We start from the raw sequence: 18,287 nt of genomic DNA on the forward strand, positions 1-18,287 counted from the left end.
CTAAGTGCCGGCAAAATGACCCGCCCGGCACGCCGCGACCACAACTAACCTAGCCAGAAACGAACCGCAGCATGGACGAAATCTGGCCACACGTACCGCAGCAAGCGAACGACTTGGAGGACAAAGCGTGATGCACGTGATTGGTGTTGATCTTGGGGGGACCAAGACTGCGGCCGGGGTTGTTTCGGGGGCCGGGGAAGTGTTGTTTGAGGAGCGGATACCTACGCTGAGTCGGGAGGGTGGACACTCCATTGTTGCGGCGACAGCCGAGCTCGTGGGGCGTCTCCTGCGTCGGGCGGCGGGTGAGGGTATCGACGTCGGGCGTGTTGGCGTGGGGTCGGCCGGGGTGATCGATGCCGTGAACGGGACGGTGGTCTCGGCGACCGACGCGATCCTGGGGTGGGCTGGGACGGAGTTGGCTTCGGGGTTGGCCGATCGGCTGGGGTTGGACCGGGCGGCGGTCCGGGTGGTCAACGATGTGCATGCCCACGGCTTGGGTGAGGCGTGGCTCGGGGCTGCTGCGGGGTCGTCGAGTTCGCTTTTGGTGGCGTTCGGGACTGGCGTGGGCGGGAGCTTCGTGGTGGATGGTGCGCCTGTGCTGGGGCATCGCTTTGTGGGCGGGCATGTGGGGCATTTCGCGTCGCCGTATGCGTATCACGAGGGGAAAGCCCTGCCTTGCGTGTGCGGGGGTTCGGGCCACGTGGAGGCGATCGCTTCGGGCCCGGCCATCCGGGAGGCGTTCATCCGTTTCGGGGGTTCGGCCGACGTCCCGGACACCCGTGCGGTATTCGCCTTGGCGCACGACGGCGATGCTGCCGCCCTCAAGGCTGTCGGCGTTGGGGCGGGCGCGGCCGGGCAGGCGATCGGCGGGCTCATCAACATCCTCGATCCTGAGACGGTAGTGGTGTCCGGCGGATTGGCGGACTCCGGCGATTTCTGGTGGACGCCCATGGAGTGGGCGCTGCGCCGCGAACTCATGGCCCCTCTCGCCGACATCCCTGTGCGCCGCGCAGCCTTAGGCAACTCCGCGGCCATTGTGGGCGCGGCCAAGCTCGTCCTGAACTAATCTACGAACCCCCAACCACGCACAGACACTGCAGGAGATAACCCGTGATTCTGACCCCCGAGGGACTGGATGCCCTCCATTCACAATTGATCGTGTCCTGCCAGGCGTACCCCGGCGAGCCGATGCGCGATCCTCGGACGACCGGCCAGGTGGCGGCGTCGGCGGTGATCGGGGGTGCCGCGGCGGTGCGGGTCCAAGGCCTCGCGGATGTCCAGTTCACCCGTTCGGCGGTGGAGGTTCCGGTGATCGGGCTCTGGAAGGACGGGCACGACGGCGTCTTCATCACCCCCACGCTGCGGCACGCCCTGGCTGTCGCGAATGCCGGCGCTCATATTGTGGCGATCGACGGCACGCGGCGGCCGCGGCCCGATTCCTTGACCCTCAAGCAGACGGTGAGCGGAATCCGCGCCGAATCGCATGCGCTGGTCATGGCCGATTGCGGCTCCTTTGCGGATGCCGTGGCCGCCGTCGAAGCCGGAGCGGACCTGATCGGCACCACACTTGCCGGATACACCGATGAGCGTCCCAAGACCGCCGGCCCGGACCTTGGGCTCCTGGCCGAGATCGCGGGCGCCGGGCTGGGAAAGCCGGTCGTCGCCGAAGGCCGGATCCATACTCCCGCCCAGGCGCGCCAAGCCCTCGACGCCGGTGCGTTCGCCGTCGTCGTTGGAACGGCCATCACGCACCCGGCCAGTATCACCGGCTGGTTCAAGGACGCGTTGGAGAACTGAAACGTATTTCCCCTGATTCGGGCGATGGTGCAGGCGTAGGCTTCTCCCATGGCTGAGGATATGGCTGACAATAACGTCCGGGAATTCGATGTCATTGTGATCGGCGCTGGAGCCGTGGGGGAAAACGTCGCGGACAGGGTGGTCCGGGGTGGGCTGACAGCGGCCATTGTGGAGGCGGAACTCGTCGGCGGCGAATGTTCCTATTGGGCCTGCATCCCCTCCAAGGCGCTCTTGCGGCCGGGAACAGCCCTGCACACGGCCCAGTCCGTGCCGGGCGCCGCCGATTCCGTCACGAAGGTCCTGGATCCGGTTCCGGTCTTTAAGAACCGCGACTACTTCACCAACAAGTGGCAGGACGACTCCGCCGTGGAGTGGCTCGACAGCGCGGGAATCGAACTCGTGCGGGGCCGCGCCCACATCACGGGACCGCGCGAAGTCCATGTAGACGGCAAGGACGGTACAAGCTATTCGCTCAAGGCCCACCACGCAGTGGTGGTGGCCACGGGTTCCACCCCCGTCATCCCGCCCATCGAAGGCCTGCGCTCCGTCCCTTACTGGACAACCCGCGGCGCTACGTCCGCGAAGCACGTTCCGGGTCGGTTGGTGGTGCTGGGAGGCGGCGTTGCCGGCGTCGAAATCGCCCAGGCGTTCGCGAGGCTCGGTTCGAAAGTGACCATCATTGCCCGCGGCCGCCTGCTGAGCTCTTTCCACGAAGAGGCCGCTTCGCTCGTAGCGGCGGGGCTTCGAGCGGACGGCATCCATCTCCGCCTCGGTACGGACGTCGCGAGCGTCGAGCACAAAGACCGTTCCTTCAACGTCACGCTGGGAGACGGAACAGTCGTGTCCTGCGACGAGCTTTTGGTGACCACGGGCCGCCGTCCTTCCCTGGACAACCTGGGCCTCGAGAACGTGGGGCTCGACGCCGAGGACGGCAAGCACTTGCGCCTCACCACGGATCCGAGCGGCTTGGTCGAGGGGGCCGCGAGCGACGGAACGAGCGGGCTCTGGCTCTATGCTTCGGGCGACGCCGCGGGCGCGGCCTTCCTCACCCATCAAGGCAAGTACGAGGCCAGGGCCACGGGTGACGCGATCGTGGCGAGGGCGAAGGGAACGCTGCACGGGACGCCGAAACCGTGGAGTTCCTTGGCCAAGACGGCAGACGAGTATGCGATCCCCAGCGTGGTGTTCACGGATCCTGAAGTGGCGAGCGTCGGGTGGAGCTTCAAGCAGGCGGTTGAGAAGGGCATCAACGCGAGCTCGGTGGAGCTCCCCATCAACGTCTCCGGTTCCCAATTGCATTCGGAGAACTACCGTGGCTGGGCTCAGCTTGTAGTGGACGAGGACCGGAAGGTTGTGGTGGGAGCTACCTTTGCCGGTCCGGGCGTGTCCGAGTTGCTGCATGGCGCCACCATCGCGATCGTCGGCCAGGTCCCCCTGGACAGGCTGTGGCATGCGGTGCCATCATTCCCCACGATCAGTGAAGTTTGGCTGCGGTTACTGGAAAAGTACGGACTGTGAAGGTGAGGGTTCATGGAAGTCACCCCGGATAGGCGCGCACTACTCAAAACGATCGGGCTCGGGGCGGCCGGCGTAGCCAGCGTCTCGCTCTTGACATCCTGTACCGGCGGCGTAGCTGCACAGTCGTCGTCAGCCCAGCCGTCGCCATCGTTGCTTCCAGCCCCTCCTGGGCAAATCGAACCGCTCCTGGACCACGCGAAAGTCACGAGCGCCTTGGACCAGCTCGACGGTTTGGTCAACGATTCGATGGAAAAGACCGGGCTGCCGGGAATGGCGGTGGCAGTGGTCTACCAGGACGAAGTGGTGTATTCGAAAGGCTTTGGCGTCCGGGAGGTCGGGAAGCCGGACAAGATCGGTCCGGACACCGTGTTCAAGCTCGCGTCTGTATCCAAGCCCCTGGCGTCGACCGTGGTGGCGGGGGTCGTGGGACGCAAGCTCATCCAGTGGACCGACCCCGTCATCAAATACGACACGGGTTTTGCACTCAAAGACGATTACGTCACGAAGAACGCCAGTTTCGCCGACCTCTTGTCGCACCGGAGCGGACTGAAAACGGCGTCCGGTGATCTTCTGGAAGACCTCGGATTCGACCGCACCTACATCCTGGGGCACATCAACCAGGAGCCACTGGATACCTTCCGGGCCAGTTACAACTACAGCAATTTCGGCTACACGGCCGGCGGGGAGGCAGCAGCCAAAGCCATGAAGATGTCCTGGGAGGACCTCGCCGACGCCGTCTTGTTCAAGCCGCTTGGCATGTCGGCGAGCAGCTACCGCAACGCGGACTACGAGAAAGCCTCGGACAAAGCGATCATCCACGTACCGGTCGGAAACAAGCAGTGGGCAGCGAAATACCATCGCGACGCCGATTCCGAGGCCCCGGCCGGCGGAGCGAGTTCCACCATACGGGACCTGGCCCAATGGCTCCGGCTGCAGCTCGGCGGCGGCACCTACGAGAGCAGGCCCGTGATAGATCCAGCGGCGCTGCAGGAAACCCATGTTCCACAGTCGATTTCCGGACCTGCGTCTGCTCCGGCCGCCCGTTCGCGCTTCTACGGGCTGGGATGGAACGTCTCCTACGACGACCAAGCCCGCGTTCAATTGGGACATTCCGGCGCTTTCAATCTTGGCACTGCGACCTCCGTTGCCATGTTGCCCGGCGAACAGCTCGCCATTGTTGCCCTGACCAACGGACGCCCCCAGGGCATTCCCGAGGCGATAACGGCAGGTTTCCTGGACGCGGTGCAACACGGAAAGCCCACGGTCGATTGGCTCTCCTTCACCGCGGATGTTTTCCACAAGCTCGATGAGTCCGAGAAGCCAAAGGTCGACTACACCAAGGCTCCAGCCAACCCGGCTCCGGCCAAATCCAACGAAAACTACACGGGCACGTATGACAACCCCTACTACGGCCCGCTCGTGGTTCTCGACAGTGACGGAAAACTGGCCATGAAGATGGGACCGGCCGACAACCCCACTACGTTCCCGCTGACCCATTTCGACGGCGACACCTTCAGCTTCGAATCCATCGGTGAGAACGCCAATGGATTGGCCGGCGCCTTGTTCGCAGCAAGCAAGGACGGCACATCGCCAAGCGTCACCCTGGATTTTTATGACCGGACGGGGCTGGGTACCTTCACACGGGCCTCATAACGAGGCTATTTGAACTGACCGGTCAGTTCAGTTACGATTGGAGCAGACAACAGTTCTGCGAAAGGTCCAATTGTGCTGTCCGCACAGCAACTCCAGATCAACGGCCGCCGGGACCCGCTCCTCCCTCCCACTTCCTTGCAAACCAAACGGGGAGAGCTCCTCCTCGTTACCGGTGACGGCCAGGACCAGCGCACGGCCCTAGCGTTGGCCCTCAGCGGCCGGATGAAACCGAGCAACGGCACGGTGAGCTGGGATGATTCCGCCAAGACCAAGAAGGTCCGATCCGCGAGCGCCTTGGTCGACTCTCCGGGCGTCAACGAGCCAGAACAGCACCTGAGCGTCCGGGACCTGGTCACCGAAGACCTCGCGCTCATCCCCCGCCGCTACCGCGGAGCCCTCCTCAGCACGCCCTGGCTCAAGGTCAACCGCTTCGAAGACATCGCCGGCTTGTGGGTCGAGCAGCTTCCCGCCCGCCGTCGGCTCGAGCTGTTGACCACGCTGGCCCTCGCGGATCCCTCCCTCGACCTCCTGGTGCTCGATTCACCGGATCGTCACAGCGCGGAACCTGCGGACTGGCTCCCGCGGCTTGAGCAGTTGGCGTACGACGCCGGGCGGCCGCTCGCCGTCGTCGCGGTGGTTTCGTCCCTCCCGGACGGATGGGACGGCCCGTACGCCGAGATCGGCAATGCGGCGGAACGCGACGAACCTGCTGAACCCAGCACAGAAGACCTCTCCGAAACCCTGCAAAGGACCGTAAAGTGACCGTTCTGCGGCTGGCCCGCTCCGAACTCAAGCGCATGACCGGCGGCCTCCTGCCGAAGCTGACCATCATCGCCCTGACGATGGTCCCTTTGCTGTATGGCGCCGTGTACCTGTACGCGAACTGGGATCCTTACGGCAACCTCAACCAGATCGACGCCGCATTGGTGGTCGAGGACACGGGAGCCCAGCCGGCCAACGGACCCGAACTGCAGGCAGGCAAGAAGGTGGCCGACAGCCTGGTGGAAGCCCATGTCTTCAATTGGCAGCGGGTAGCCACCACGGCCGAAGCGGACGCAGGCGTGGAATCGGGCAAGTACGCCTTTGCCTTGAAGATCCCGAAGGATTTCTCCGCGAACCTCGTTTCCCCGGGAAGCTTCGACGCCGCCAACCAGGCAATGCTCAACGTCACTACGAACGACGCCAACAACTACCTCCTGAGCACCATCGTGGACAAGCTCACCACGGCCGTTCACTCCACCGTAGCCAAGGAGGTTGGCGAGGAAACCGCCAACCAGCTCCTCACGGGCTTTGGCACCATCCACGCTTCGATCGTCAAAGCCTCTGACGGCGCGGCGCAGTTGGCTGACGGCGTCGGGAAACTCGGCGACGGCGCAGCCACCCTCCACGATGGCACCGCCAAGCTCAGCAGCGGCGCCAACGACCTTCTCTCGGGCCAAGGCAAACTCCGTGACGGCGCCACCCAGCTGAACAGCGGTGCCGGGCAACTCAGCGCGGGACTCGCCGAGCTGAAGGGCAAGACCGCTTCGCTGCCGTCGGACACCCAGAAGCTCGCCGACGGCGCAGCTCAAGTAGCCGCCGGAAACGCCCAGCTGAACACGAAAGTCCAGGACGTCGTCGGGCAGCTTTCAGCGCTCGACGCCGGTGCCCGCGACCGCGTGGCAGCCTCGATGGCGCGTCTCGTCTCAGGCGGGATCATCACCCAGGACCAGGCCAATAAGATCCTGGCCGACTTCGATTCCGCCGCGGCGTCCAGCGCGGTCACTGACGCGAAGTCGAAGATCGCTTCGGATGCCGCCCAGGTCCAGCAGCTTTCCGATGGGTCGGCCGCGGTGAGTGCCGGTGCCGCGAAACTCGCGGCGGCCACGCCAACGCTCACGGGCGCCATCGGCCAGGCGTCGGCCGGGGCGGATCAGCTCAGTTCGGGCGCTTCGGCGTTGGCGGCGGGCGAACAGTCCGCAGTGAACGGCACCGCTGCCCTCGCGGACGGAGCGGCAAAACTCGACGACGGCGCGGCGCAGCTAGCGAGCGGCGCGTCGAGTGCCGCGGACGGATCGCGCACGCTGGCGAGTGAACTCGCCAAGGGCGCCGGCCAGGTCCCCAACCCGAACGGTGCCCAAAAGAGCTCCGTCTCGAAAGTGATGGCCGATCCCGTGGCCGTCAACAACGTTTCGCAAGCCAAGGCGGGATCCTACGGCGCGGGCCTGGCACCGTTCTTCCTGACGCTTGCCCTCTGGATCGGCGTGTTCATGCTGGTCCAGGCCATGCGCCCCATCACGCAGCGGGCTTTGGCATCAAATGCGCCGTCGTGGAAGATCGCGGTGGGCGGCTGGCTCCCGTTCTTCGCGGTGTCCGTGCTGCAGGCCAGCGTGCTTACCCTGGTGGTGAACCTCGGCCTGGGCCTCCACCCGGCGCACCCCGTGGCCATGTGGCTGTTCATGCTCGCGGCCGCCATGGCGTTCACGGCCCTCATCCAAGGAATCGTGGCCCTGCTGGGGACTCCCGGTAAGTTCGTTGTTCTGATCCTGCTGGTCTTGCAACTGGTTTCCTCCGGCGGCACGTTCCCCTGGCAGACCACCCCGATGCCCTTGCATGTGGTCCACCAAATCATGCCCATGGGATATGTGGTCACCGGCATGCGTCACTTGATCTACGGCGGCGAGCTGTCGATGATCTGGCCGACTGTCCTGGGCCTGCTTGGCTACACTGTGCTGGGGGCGGCGCTTTCCACGCTGGCCGTCCGCAAGAACAAGTTCTGGACCCTCAAGACCCTGAAGCCGGAGATCGCGGTATGAGCATGAACGACCCCGGACTCACCGAAAAGAAGCTGCGCCCGGCCCGGACGAACGCCACCAAGCAACGGCTCTTCGAGGCCTCCATGGAGCTCATCGGCGTGCGCGGCGCAAGCGGCGTCACGGTGGACGAGATCGCGGCCGCCGCCGGGGTCTCCAAAGGCACGGTCTATTACAACTTCGGCAGCAAGTCCGATCTCATCGCCCAATTGCTGCGGCACGGCGTCGACATCATGCTGGACCGCCTGCGGACCATCGAGGGGTTGCACGAGGATCCGCTCGAGGCCATGGAAGCGATGCTCGGCCAGGCCATGGAATTCATGGACGACTACCCTTCCTTCGCGCGCCTTTGGGTCAGCGAGAACTGGCGGACTCCCAGCGAGTGGGGAACCCTGTTCGTGGAACTCCGCAGCGAGCTGTTGGGCGTGATCGGCGCGGCGATCGGGAAGGTGGCGGCCGCGTACCCCGTGGACGCCGGGATTTCGCGCGGCAGCCTCGAAGCCGCGATGTTCGGAGCGATTTTCGTGGTGGGCCTGGACCGCCAGACGTACAACCCGGAACGCAGCCGCGAACAAGGCGTCGCGGCCATCATGACCATCATGCGCGGTTACGTAGTGCGATGAAGGAGGTACCGGCAGTACCCGGATAAGCAGGGCCCTCGCTGCGGAAGGCCCGCCGGGTTCTCATTGGAGGTGAACCCACACCCCTCCCGAAGGAGACCCCATGACTGCCGTCAGCACGACGTCGCCCGCGAAGGAAAGGACGGTCGGCCGCCCGCTGGCGGTTGTCCTTGGCCTCCTGACGATTTTCGGGCCCATTTCCATGGACCTGTATTTGCCGGTCCTTCCGGCGTTGACGGCGGAACTCAAGAGTGCGACGTCGTCCGCCCAGTTGACCATCACAGCTTGCCTGCTTGGGCTCGCAATCGGCCAATTGATCGCGGGCCCGCTCTCGGACCGCTTCGGCCGGCGGTTGCCGCTGCTCATCGGGGTCCTGGCGTACACGGCCATGTCGGTTTTGTGCGCCATCAGCCCCTCGATCGAAGCACTGATCGCCGCGAGGTTTGTCCAAGGGTTGGCGGGCGCAGTGGGCATCGTGATCGCCCAGGCAGCGGGCCGCGACGTGTATTCGGGCGGCAAGCTGTTGCGCTACTACGGCCACTTGACCGTGCTGGGCGGATTGGCCGCGATCGTGGGTCCCGTGATCGGCGGCCAATTGGCCGCGGTGACGGACTGGCGCGGAGTGTTCCTGTTCCTTGCCGCCGTCGGCGTGGCCATCCTCGTGGCTTGCCTGGTGATTTTCCGCGAGACCTTGCCACAGGAACGCCGCGCCACCGGCGGCCTGGTCCATACGCTCCGCGACTTCCGCCGACTGGTTGGTGACCGCGTGTTCGTCGGCGCGGTCCTCATCACGGGATTCACCTACTCCGCGATCTTCGCCTACCTCAGCGGAGCTACCTACATCCTCCAGGGCATGTACGGCCTCACCCCGCAGCAATATTCGTTCGCCTTCGGCCTTAATTCCTTGGGCTTCATGACCTTCGGTTTCATTTCCGGACGTTTGACCGAAGCCTGGTCCGAACGCCGAACCCTCACCGCCGGCCTGGCCCTCACCGTGTGCGGAGCCCTCGGACTGCTGGCCACTGCGCTCCTGCACCTGCCCTTGATCGCGATCATCATTTCCCTGTTCACCATGGTCAGCGGCGCGGCCGTCACCAGTCCTCCTGCCACCTCCCTCGCACTGAAGGGCTACCCGGACATCGCCGGAACCGCCTCCTCGCTCCTCGGACTTGCCCGCTTCGCTTTCGGCGGCATCGCGGCGCCGTTGGTTGGCATTGCCGGTGCGGAAAACCCTGTTCCATTCGGCATCGTCGCCTTCGTTTCGACTGCCGCCGCGGCCGTTTGCTTGACCTTGGTGGTGCGACGCCGGAGCCGGCGCTGACGCCGATGCGGTAACGGTATGGCAACTGCGGTGCCTCCTGGCGTGGCGACACCGTCCGGTCGGGAATGATTAGTCCCATGCGTCAGATGGGGAACAGTGGAAAGCTCGCGATCATCGCTGCCGTAGTGTCCGCCGGCCTGTTGGTCCTGTTGGCCATCACGCTTGAAGAATCCGTGATGTACATGTTACTGGCCGTCTTGGCGATCGGCTACTTGGCGTGCATCGCCGAAGTCTTCGTTCGCCGCCGCTACCTCATGATGGTGCTCGGCGCCGTCGCGTCTACCCTGTTCGTAGCCTTCGGAATCGCGTTCCTGCGCATGTGGGGCCTCGCGTTCAACCAGGACGAGAATTCCATGGGCAGTGCGGTGAGCACCAAGGATTCGGACATCTACTTCTACCTCGCCGTGGTGGCGGGCTGCAGTGCATTGCTGGTGCTGTTCCTTGGCGCAGTCTGGCCGTCCCGCCGGGCTGTCGCCAAGAAGCGCCCGACGCCGGCCTCCCGCCCTGCCGCTCGTCCGGCCGCCCGCGGGGGCCAGCGACCGGCGTCGAACGCGCCCCGCACTGTCCAACGCCCGGTCCCCCGGGCCAATCAGGCAACCGTCCAACGCCCCACCCAGCGGAAACCCGCCCCCGCAGCCAAGCGTCCGACGTCGGGATCGCCGTCCAGTCAGCGCAAGGCCGCGCCCAAGCGCTGATCTTTCGCTTTCTTCGGCGCCTCTTTCCCCGATGCCGGCGCGGGCGGGACAGCGCGCCGCTGCAACACCGCGGTTGCGACGCCGCCCAGCAGGAGCAGCCCGCCCGCCAGTTCCGCCGTCGTCGGGACCTCCGAGATAAGCAGCCACGCCGCGGTCATCCCGACTACCGGGACCAACAGCGTGAAGGGCACCACCGCGGAGCTGGGGTAGAGGCTCAGCAGCCGGTTCCAGATGCCGTAACCGATAAGCGAGGCGAATACCGCCGTGTAAAGCGCGCTCAGGATGGTGGCCGGCTGCAGGTTCGAGAGGGTTCCCACGACGGCGGCTGGCCCGTCGACGATGAGCGACAAGCCGGCCAGCGGAATGGGGACCACAGCGCCCGACCAGACCACGAGCCCCAGGCCGGAAGCCGCTTTCGCCTTGCGGACGATGACGTTGCCCACGGCCCAGGACAAGGCCGCAGCAAGCACAATCATGAGCGGCACCACCGGCGCGACCAGGCTGCGTCCCACGGCCACAAGGGCGAGACCGGCAACGCCCAGCACCACTCCCGTGAGTTGGCGCTTGCTGGGCCGCTCCCCGAGGAATCGCGCCGCGAGCAGCACGGTGAGGAGCACTTGCGCCTGGAGCACTAGCGAGGCGAGCCCGGCCGGCATGCCAAGCGCCATGCCGAGGTACAGCAAGCCGAACTGCCCGGCGCTCATGAAGAGCCCGACGCCGACAATTACCTTCCAGCCGACGTCCGGCTTGCGGACGAAGAAGATGGCGGGGAAAACCACAAGCACGAAGCGGATGGCGACGAAGAGCAGGGGCGGGACCTGGGGTGCTTGGCCGTCGGGGCCTTGACCGGGGTGCAGGCCGAAATCGATGGCTACGAAGTTCAAGCCCCACAGGACGGCGACGAGGGCGGCGAGCGCGGAATGGCGGATGTTCACCATTCCACTGTCGCAGCAAACCGGATGAAGCTCCAGCGTTGAATTCTGCAGCAAACCATGTACGTTTGCTTCATGATTGAAATCGCGGCACTGCGCGCCCTTGTGGCGGTGGAACAGCAAGGCTCGGTGGTGGCGGCGTCGGAGGCCATGGGTTTCAGCCCTTCCGCCGTCTCCCAACAAATCAAGAAGCTCGAGAAGCAAAGCGGAGTCACGGTACTCGAACGCCACGGCCGCGGCGTCCTCCTGACGGACCGCGGCATGGCGTTGGCCGAATACGGGCGGCGCATCCTGGGTGAGCTCGAGGAACTGCAGTCGACGTTGCTGGCCGATCCGGCGAAGCCAAGCGGGGTGCTACGGCTCGTGGCGTTCTCCACGGCATGCCGGGGACTCGTGGGGCCGATGCTCGCCAGGGTCGCGGCGTCTTCGCCCTCAGGCCGCGGAGGCGACGGCCCGCGCCGGGGAGGCGACGGCCCGGGGCTCGAGATCCGCGTGGTGGCCGAGGACCCGCGCGAAGCCGTGCAGGCGGTAGCAAGCGGCGAATCCGATCTCGGCGTGGTCCATAACTGGCACTCGGTACCCCTGGTGATCCCCGAGAACATGGTGCACGAGGACCTCTGCATGGACACCGCCGACGTCCTCCTGAACGCCGACCACCCCCTGGCCGGCCGGACCGCCGTCGAACCTTCCGACCTCGTGGACGAAAGCTGGATCAGCACCCCGGCTGGCGCTATCTGCAACGAGGCCTTGCTGGCGATCCTCGCCGGCCTGGGCCGCGTACCGGACATCCGCATCTACGATCCCGATTTTTCGACCCACATCGCAATGGTCCAGATGGGCGTCGCGGTGGCGCTCGTTCCCAGGCTCGGGCGGCCCGAGCTCCCCGCCGGCGTGGTGGCGGTACCGGTGGTCAACCCGATGCAGCAGCGGCAGGTGGGGATCGTCTATCGCAAGACGATGACGGCGAGCCCCAGCATCCGCCACGTGGTCCGGCTGCTCCGGGAAGTGGCTGCGGGCCTCGATGCGTGAATTATTTGTGACGGGGAACGGCGAAGTGGGTGAGGCGGGCATCCTGCCCGTCCAGTTCGGCCCACGGCTTCTCTAGTTCCATGACAGTCATGGCGCTTGTCGGGTAGCGGGTGGCGGCGTCCATATAGGCGTCATGGTCCGAATCGCGCGAAGCGAGGTGCATCGCGAGGTCCTGGACGCCCGGCATATGCGAGAAGATCATGAGCGTCGTGACTGTCTCGGGCACGTGGTTGATGACGGAAAGCATGCGAAGCGCCGAGGCGGCGTACAAATCGTCCTCGAGTTTCGGCGTCGGGGCCTTGTCACCCAGCTCGCTGCACACCCACGTGCAGGTCTGCCGCGTCCTCAACGCCGACGAGCACAGGATGAAGTCCGGAACCACGTGGTGCTTCAGGAGCCACTTCCCGGCGAGGGGTGCTTCCTTGTGGCCGCGTTCCGCGAGTGGCCGCTCGTGGTCCGGCACCCCCACGGGCCAATCCGACTTCGCGTGCCGCATAATGACCAGCCGCTTGATGTGATGCTCACTCATGCCCCCACCCTATAGCCGCGGAGGCACATGCTCACTGAACCAGGTAAGCCAAAAGGCGGCACATCCCGAAAGCGCCGGCCCTACTGGAAGGGCGCTGTAGCGTGAGCGGAATATCCCGACAGCGCCGTTGTTGCGTGAGGGACGAGCGCAGGCGCCGAGGGATGTTCCGCGGAAGCGAAAGCGCCCGCCCCCAAGGTAACGGGAACGGGCGCCTTCGACGCGTGAAACTAGATCGAGTATTCCGGAGCGGCCCAGACGATGACCTCCGGGTGCTCGTAGAATCGGTAGCCTTGGCCGCGCACAGTGCGGACGGTGTTCGCGAGGCGGCCGAGCTTGGAGCGGAGGCGCCGGATGTGGACGTCGATGGTGCGCTCGTTGGGGACCTCTTCGGCGTTGCGCCACAGGCCTTCGAGGAGTTCATCGCGGCCCACGGTGCGCGTGCCGTTTTCCACGAGGTAGTTGAGGAGCTCGAATTCCTTGAAGGTGAGGTTCAGGGATTCGCCGTCGAGGTGCACTTCGCGGCGGGCGAGGTCGATGAGGACGCCTGACGGGCGGGCTTCCTGGGCCGGCTGCGGGCGGAGCGCCTCGGAGCGCTGGCGGTTGCCGACGGTGGGGTCGCCGAAGGTGGAACGGACGACGTCGAGGGCGGAACCGGGGGCGTTGGCCGGGGCTACTGCGACGGCGGCGTAGCTTTCGGCACCGGAAACCAGGGACTGCGCGTAGGCGCGGATTTCCTGGGCAAGCTTGGCAATGGAGGTTCCAGCTGCTGCGGCCGTGTCCTCGTCAATGCCCATGTAGAGCACGAATCCCCGCGCAACGGTGTCGTTGGCTACCGGGCGGATGGCGCGGTCCGCGGGAGGCAGGACGGGGGTGGGCGCGGTCATCGGTGACGCCTCGGCGGGCGCGACGGCCCGGAGCTGTCCGTAGGAGTTGGGGTTGTAGCCCTGGGGCACGTATCCGGGAGCCTGGCCGGCGCCTTGGGGGGCGGGCTGGGCGTAGGCCGGACGGTTGCCGAAGCCGGGGCGGAGGCCCGCGTTCGACGCCGCTTTATTGGCGTTACGGACGGAGATGTGGACGTATCCTGATGCAACTGACATGGATTGCTTACCTCAAGGTGAATGGCCGTCATCGCGGCTTCGAATGCTGGTGGTGTCCCCGCAATGATTTGGGGAGGGGCGCCCGACGCTGGGCAGGGGGCGAATGCCTGAAACTTCTTGGGGTCCTAAGTTAGGCATGCATTCGACAACAGCTCATCGCAAAACCAGCGGGTACGCTGGGCTCGATCGCTGCGGCTGCAGATGCTGTTGAGTTCTTGTTCACATTTGAAGTGTGCAACGTAATAAAGGGAACTTGCAAGTAACAAAGGGCCTATCCGTCCACATCTTGAGACAAGTCGGACTATTGTGCTGCAAATCACAATTCAAGGATGTCCAAATGTGACCCATTCTCGTTCGTCACAATGGTCAATTTTCTCGTCGTATTCGAAGATAATTCGAGCAAGCGGCCATACTTTGAATCTCAAGTCACGTCATGCGCTTGCCCTTGAATCTCGAGATATGAAACAACTCTTGTCCAATCGGAAAACGGCGTCTCGTGGAATTTTTTGACTTGATCGTCTGGTAGAAGCCCATTTGCAGGCTTAAAGGGCCGTACCTTCCTGCCCCCCTTTGCCGCTGGAAAGCGCTTGCGGGAGGGTTGGCAGCGTCTTTCGCGGTCAAGAGGGTCAGGAAGGACGTGGAGACGGCATCAATTGCTGGTGCCGGAACTCGAACCGCTCGAACTGCCTGAACCGCTGGAGCCGTTCGCGGAAGTGGCGGAAACGATCTGGATGGACTGGGCGGTGTACGTGTTGGTGTCCTTCGTCGCGGTGACGCGGACATTCGAGCCGGACTTCACGTCAGAGAGGGAGAGGGTGCTGCCGCTGCCCGATCCGCTCCCCCGCTGGCGCATCCCCTCAGCCACCACCACATCCGAGCCCAGCACGTAGGTGCGGGTGAATCCGTCCTCGCTCTTGACGGTCATGGAAGTCGCCGAGATGTCGGTGACCGTCCCGATCTGCCCGGCCATGGTGACGTAATTGCCGTTCTGGGCTTCCACATACTCGGAATGGATGGCTGCGTTCAGCCCGCCCATGCCGACGCCGAGGCCACCCGGGCCCATATTCGCGCCACCGCCTGCTCCGCCGAAGCCACCCTGGCCAGCCTGGCCGTTCAGCCCGGCTTGGCCGCCCGAGCCGGGCCCCGCCGCGGTGCTGTTGTCCGACGTCGTGCTGTTTCCGGCTGCATAAGCACCCGCGCCGGCCGCGGCGGCGACAACGACAGCGATGCCTCCTACCAGCAGCCCCTTCTTCACCGTCCAGTTCTTGAAGAACGAAGGGCGGCCCTGAGCGCCGGCAGAGTACGGCTGCGGAGCGCCCCATCCTCCGCCAAGTTGACCGGGCTGCCCGGGCTGGCCCGGTTGCTGAGGGTACTGCGCGTGCTGTCCCGACGGCGGAGCGCCCCAACCGGCGGCGGGCTGCGCGGGCTGGTCTGGCTGCGGGGAAGCCCAAGAGGCGGCTTGCCCCTGTTGCGGAGCACCCCACCCGGCGGATTGGGCTACAGGAGGCTCGCCGGCAACAGGCGGAGCGGAATCGTCCAGCGGCCGGATCACAGGTTGCGGCGGTTGGTTTCCGGACCCGTATTCAGGTGTTGAGGGGTTGTTGCGCTCTTCCATGGTTCTCTCCATCGGATTAAAGGCTGCTGTTTGTTCTTGTCCCCAACAGCGTCTGTCCCTTTGCTGTGCGCTGGCTGTGTCGAACAGCAGGCCCGCCTGTGACCTCAAACCATCGAGTTTGTGTACACCTCGCACCCCTTAAGACGGCTTTTAAGGGGCTTTTAAGGGGGTCGAGCTGTACACAAACTCGGGGGAAGCGGGGGTGCGTGGGCCACTCAGGTGGCTAGGCTGGGAGTCACAGCATGCTCACAGCATCGGCAAAGCACCGGCAAACCGGCAGATTGGAGAGTTGTCCCATGGCATCCTCGCACTCCATGACCAACAACCTTCCCCAGCTCAGCCACCCGGACGGCTCCCCCATCCGTGCCCTCGTGGTTGACGACGAACCCAGCCTCTCCGAGCTCATGAGCATGGGCCTGCGTATGGCTGGCTGGTCGGTCGCCATAGCCGGTGATGGCCCGGCCGCCGTCAAGCTGGCTAAGGACTTCCGCCCGGACGTGCTGGTGCTGGACGTCATGCTTCCAGGGTTCGACGGCGTTGAGCTGCTGGGCAGGATCCGTGCCTTCGCGCCTGAGGTGCCCGCGTTGTTCCTCACCGCGAAGGACGACGTACAGGACCGCATTGTGGGCCTCGCGGCCGGCGGCGACGACTACGTCACCAAGCCGTTCAGCATGGAGGAGGTCCTGCTGCGACTGCACAGGCTGGTCCAGCGCTCGGGCGTCGCGGCGATGGACACGGCCGAACTAGTGGTGGGCGACCTCACCCTCAACGTCGATACACGCGAAGTCACCCGCGCGGGCGAAGACATCCAACTGACGGCCACCCAGTTCGAACTCCTGCGCTACCTCATGGAGAACCCGAAGCGCGTGGTCAGCAAGGCCCAGATCCTGGACCGCGTGTGGGACTACGATTTCGGCGGCCAGGCCAACATCGTGGAGCTCTACATTTCCTACCTGCGCAAGAAGATCGAAGCCAACCACCCGCCCATGATCCACACGGTGCGCGGGGCCGGCTACGTCATCAAGCCTGCCGAATAGCCGGGCCGAAGCATGTCCGCACTCTCCGGGATCCCGCGCCAGACGGAACACAGCTGGCTCAACCCATCGACCTGGCACCTGCGCACCCGGCTCATCCTGGTGTCCATGGCCCTCCTGGTGGCTATCTGCAGCGCCGTGGGCATTGTCAGCTACGCCTCCATGGATGTGTTCCTCAACAAGCAACTGGACGAGCAATTGGCCCAGGCTTCCCACGGCCGTCCGCCTATCGGCGATCCCACCGGAAGGCCGGACCCGTTGGATGCCCGCGGCCAAAGCATCGGAACCCTGAATGCCCGGGTCCTTGACGGCCAGGTAAGCAGTGCGGGGTTCCTGTCATCGGACGCGTCGCGCAGCGCTTTGTCTCCGAGCGACGCGTCGATCCTCCTGGCCCTCCCTGCCAACGGGCGCCCCGTTGACAGGACGCTTTCCAACGGCGGCTACCGGCTTGTGGCCACCCCGACGCCGTACGGCGACGTGAGCATCACGGGCCTGCCCCTCGCGGCGAAGGAAAGTACCGAAGCCTCCCTCGTGTGGACCATGGTCATCGTGTCCCTGGCCGGACTCATGCTGATCGGGCTTGCCGGAACCGTGCTGATCCGGCGCACCATGCGTCCCCTTGAGCAGCTTTCCGACGTCGCCACGAAGGTATCGAAACTGCCCCTCGACGCCGGTGAGGTGGCCCTCGCGGTCCGCGTTCCGCCGTCGGCTGCCCACCCGGGCACCGAAGTGGGCAGCGTTGGCCACGCTTTGAACCTCATGCTGGACAACGTCTCGAATGCTTTGGAGGCGCGCCAGCAAAGCGAGACGAAAGTTCGCCAGTTCGTGGCCGACGCTTCGCACGAACTGCGCACGCCACTCACGGCCATTCGCGGTTACACCGAGTTGCTGCGGATGACCGAGACCTTCACCGAGGACGGGCGTAAATCACTGGGCCGCGTCCAAAGCCAGTCCGAACGCATGACCACGCTGGTGGAGGATCTCCTTCTGCTGGCCAGGCTGGATGAAGGAAAGGCCCCGGAATTCACCGAGGTGGACCTCACCCAACTGGTGATAGAAACGGTCAGCGACGAAAAAGTCATGGCGCCGGAGCACGTGTGGCAACTGAAGCTGCCCGACGAGCCCATCACGGTCCGCGGCGACACCACGCAATTGCACCAGGTCCTGGCCAACTTGCTCTCCAACGCCCGCAAGCACACGGAGTCCGGGACAACGGTTGTCACCGGTGTGATGCGCTCGGCCGATGGCAGCGCGGTGGTCACCGTGACCGATAACGGACCCGGTATCCCGCCCGAATTCCTCGGCAGGATCTTCTCGCGCTTCGCCCGCGCCGACGCCGCGCGTTCGGGTTCCGAGGGCACGTCCGGCCTTGGGCTGTCCATTGTGGAATCGATCGTCCAAGCCCACGGGGGTACCGTGGAAGTGGTCTCGCGACCCGGGCGGACCGAGTTCGCGGTGCGCCTTCCGGCACTGAGGACCGCCATGGCCTGAAGTGCCGTCAAGAAAGTACGACGGCGGTGCGCGTCGCGCGCAACTCGACGCACCGGCGTCGTGATCTCTCGTTACCTAAATGTGACTTAAGCGGAAACCTCCTGTACCGTCGAATAGGTGCGCCGGTTACATACGGCCACCGCCGGGCAGGCGCCGAGCTCTGC

General features: G+C 65.1%; 16 protein-coding genes. 12 read left to right on the top strand and 4 right to left on the bottom strand.

Annotated features, from left to right (window positions below; genetic code table 11):
• Positions 1-127 precede the first annotated feature (127 nt).
• The 9 genes from E1809_RS19080 (at position 128) to E1809_RS19120 (ending at position 10,396) form a co-directional block, all read left to right on the top strand.
• Positions 128-1,066, top strand: coding sequence for an ROK family protein (locus tag E1809_RS19080; RefSeq protein ID WP_133205821.1), 939 nt, complete (start codon positions 128-130; stop codon positions 1,064-1,066).
• A gap of 44 nt (positions 1,067-1,110) precedes the next feature.
• Positions 1,111-1,797 carry an N-acetylmannosamine-6-phosphate 2-epimerase gene (locus E1809_RS19085; protein WP_133205822.1) on the top strand — a complete coding sequence of 229 codons (687 nt, stop codon included), beginning with the start codon at positions 1,111-1,113 and terminating at the stop codon, positions 1,795-1,797.
• Positions 1,798-1,857: 60 nt separating this feature from the next.
• Positions 1,858-3,315 carry a dihydrolipoyl dehydrogenase family protein gene (locus tag E1809_RS19090; protein WP_133205856.1) on the top strand — a complete coding sequence of 486 codons (1,458 nt, stop codon included), beginning with the start codon at positions 1,858-1,860 and terminating at the stop codon, positions 3,313-3,315.
• Between the two features lie 12 nt (positions 3,316-3,327).
• A complete protein-coding gene (locus tag E1809_RS19095) occupies positions 3,328-4,968 on the top strand; it encodes a serine hydrolase (protein ID WP_133205823.1) in 1,641 nt (546 codons plus the stop codon).
• Positions 4,969-5,040: 72 nt separating this feature from the next.
• The gene (locus E1809_RS19100; RefSeq protein WP_133205824.1) at positions 5,041-5,730 is read left to right on the top strand and encodes an ABC transporter ATP-binding protein; all 690 of its coding nucleotides are present in this window, start codon (positions 5,041-5,043) and stop codon (positions 5,728-5,730) included.
• Positions 5,727-7,763 (top strand): YhgE/Pip family protein, encoded by a 2,037-nt coding sequence (locus tag E1809_RS19105; protein ID WP_133205825.1) that lies wholly within the window; start codon positions 5,727-5,729, stop codon positions 7,761-7,763. Before E1809_RS19100 ends, E1809_RS19105 begins: the two co-directional genes overlap by 4 nt.
• A complete protein-coding gene (locus tag E1809_RS19110) occupies positions 7,760-8,383 on the top strand; it encodes a TetR/AcrR family transcriptional regulator (RefSeq protein WP_133205826.1) in 624 nt (207 codons plus the stop codon). Before E1809_RS19105 ends, E1809_RS19110 begins: the two co-directional genes overlap by 4 nt.
• A gap of 100 nt (positions 8,384-8,483) precedes the next feature.
• Positions 8,484-9,701, top strand: coding sequence for a multidrug effflux MFS transporter (locus tag E1809_RS19115; RefSeq protein WP_133205827.1), 1,218 nt, complete (start codon positions 8,484-8,486; stop codon positions 9,699-9,701).
• A 77-nt stretch (positions 9,702-9,778) separates the two neighbouring features.
• Positions 9,779-10,396 carry a hypothetical protein gene (locus E1809_RS19120; protein ID WP_235835688.1) on the top strand — a complete coding sequence of 206 codons (618 nt, stop codon included), beginning with the start codon at positions 9,779-9,781 and terminating at the stop codon, positions 10,394-10,396.
• On the opposite strand, the gene E1809_RS19125 is transcribed toward E1809_RS19120, so the two are convergent.
• Complete coding sequence (locus tag E1809_RS19125) at positions 10,369-11,331, bottom strand: EamA family transporter (RefSeq protein ID WP_205754259.1); 963 nt, start codon at positions 11,329-11,331, stop codon at positions 10,369-10,371. The genes E1809_RS19120 and E1809_RS19125 overlap by 28 nt on opposite strands.
• Positions 11,332-11,403: 72 nt before the next feature.
• Here E1809_RS19125 and E1809_RS19130 point away from each other — a divergent pair, with 72 nt between their 5' ends.
• A complete protein-coding gene (locus E1809_RS19130) occupies positions 11,404-12,357 on the top strand; it encodes a LysR family transcriptional regulator (RefSeq protein WP_133205829.1) in 954 nt (317 codons plus the stop codon).
• Between the two features lies 1 nt (position 12,358).
• On the opposite strand, the gene E1809_RS19135 is transcribed toward E1809_RS19130, so the two are convergent.
• The 3 genes from E1809_RS19135 to E1809_RS19145 form a co-directional block, all read right to left on the bottom strand.
• Positions 12,359-12,886, bottom strand: coding sequence for a SixA phosphatase family protein (locus E1809_RS19135; RefSeq protein WP_133205830.1), 528 nt, complete (start codon positions 12,884-12,886; stop codon positions 12,359-12,361).
• A 227-nt stretch (positions 12,887-13,113) separates the two neighbouring features.
• Entirely contained in the window at positions 13,114-13,983 is an 870-nt protein-coding gene (locus E1809_RS19140; protein WP_133205831.1) for a winged helix-turn-helix domain-containing protein, read from the bottom strand.
• A gap of 649 nt (positions 13,984-14,632) precedes the next feature.
• Positions 14,633-15,598, bottom strand: coding sequence for a hypothetical protein (locus E1809_RS19145; RefSeq protein WP_133205832.1), 966 nt, complete (start codon positions 15,596-15,598; stop codon positions 14,633-14,635).
• 296 nt (positions 15,599-15,894) lie between these two features.
• Here E1809_RS19145 and E1809_RS19150 point away from each other — a divergent pair, with 296 nt between their 5' ends.
• Both E1809_RS19150 and E1809_RS19155 read left to right on the top strand, forming a co-directional pair.
• Positions 15,895-16,635 carry a response regulator transcription factor gene (locus tag E1809_RS19150; RefSeq protein ID WP_133205833.1) on the top strand — a complete coding sequence of 247 codons (741 nt, stop codon included), beginning with the start codon at positions 15,895-15,897 and terminating at the stop codon, positions 16,633-16,635.
• Between the two features lie 12 nt (positions 16,636-16,647).
• A complete protein-coding gene (locus tag E1809_RS19155; protein ID WP_133205834.1) occupies positions 16,648-18,123 on the top strand; it encodes a HAMP domain-containing sensor histidine kinase in 1,476 nt (491 codons plus the stop codon).
• The last annotated feature ends 164 nt before the right edge of the window (positions 18,124-18,287 follow it).

This window comes from Arthrobacter terricola (assembly GCF_004354015.1).
GTDB lineage: Bacteria > Actinomycetota > Actinomycetes > Actinomycetales > Micrococcaceae > Arthrobacter > Arthrobacter terricola.

Bases quoted from the DNA above. Each gene is read 5' to 3' on its own strand.
- E1809_RS19145 (WP_133205832.1), bottom strand. From the start codon at position 15,598: ATGGAAGAGCGCAACAACCCCTCAACACCTGAATACGGGTCCGGAAAC.
- E1809_RS19090 (WP_133205856.1), top strand. From the start codon at position 1,858: ATGGCTGACAATAACGTCCGGGAATTCGATGTCATTGTGATCGGCGCT.
- E1809_RS19095 (WP_133205823.1), top strand. From the start codon at position 3,328: ATGGAAGTCACCCCGGATAGGCGCGCACTACTCAAAACGATCGGGCTC.
- E1809_RS19110 (WP_133205826.1), top strand. From the start codon at position 7,760: ATGAGCATGAACGACCCCGGACTCACCGAAAAGAAGCTGCGCCCGGCC.
- E1809_RS19130 (WP_133205829.1), top strand. From the start codon at position 11,404: ATGATTGAAATCGCGGCACTGCGCGCCCTTGTGGCGGTGGAACAGCAA.
- E1809_RS19155 (WP_133205834.1), top strand. From the start codon at position 16,648: ATGTCCGCACTCTCCGGGATCCCGCGCCAGACGGAACACAGCTGGCTC.
- E1809_RS19150 (WP_133205833.1), top strand. From the start codon at position 15,895: ATGGCATCCTCGCACTCCATGACCAACAACCTTCCCCAGCTCAGCCAC.
- E1809_RS19135 (WP_133205830.1), bottom strand. From the start codon at position 12,886: ATGAGTGAGCATCACATCAAGCGGCTGGTCATTATGCGGCACGCGAAG.
- E1809_RS19140 (WP_133205831.1), bottom strand. From the start codon at position 13,983: ATGTCAGTTGCATCAGGATACGTCCACATCTCCGTCCGTAACGCCAAT.
- E1809_RS19115 (WP_133205827.1), top strand. From the start codon at position 8,484: ATGACTGCCGTCAGCACGACGTCGCCCGCGAAGGAAAGGACGGTCGGC.
- E1809_RS19120 (WP_235835688.1), top strand. From the start codon at position 9,779: ATGCGTCAGATGGGGAACAGTGGAAAGCTCGCGATCATCGCTGCCGTA.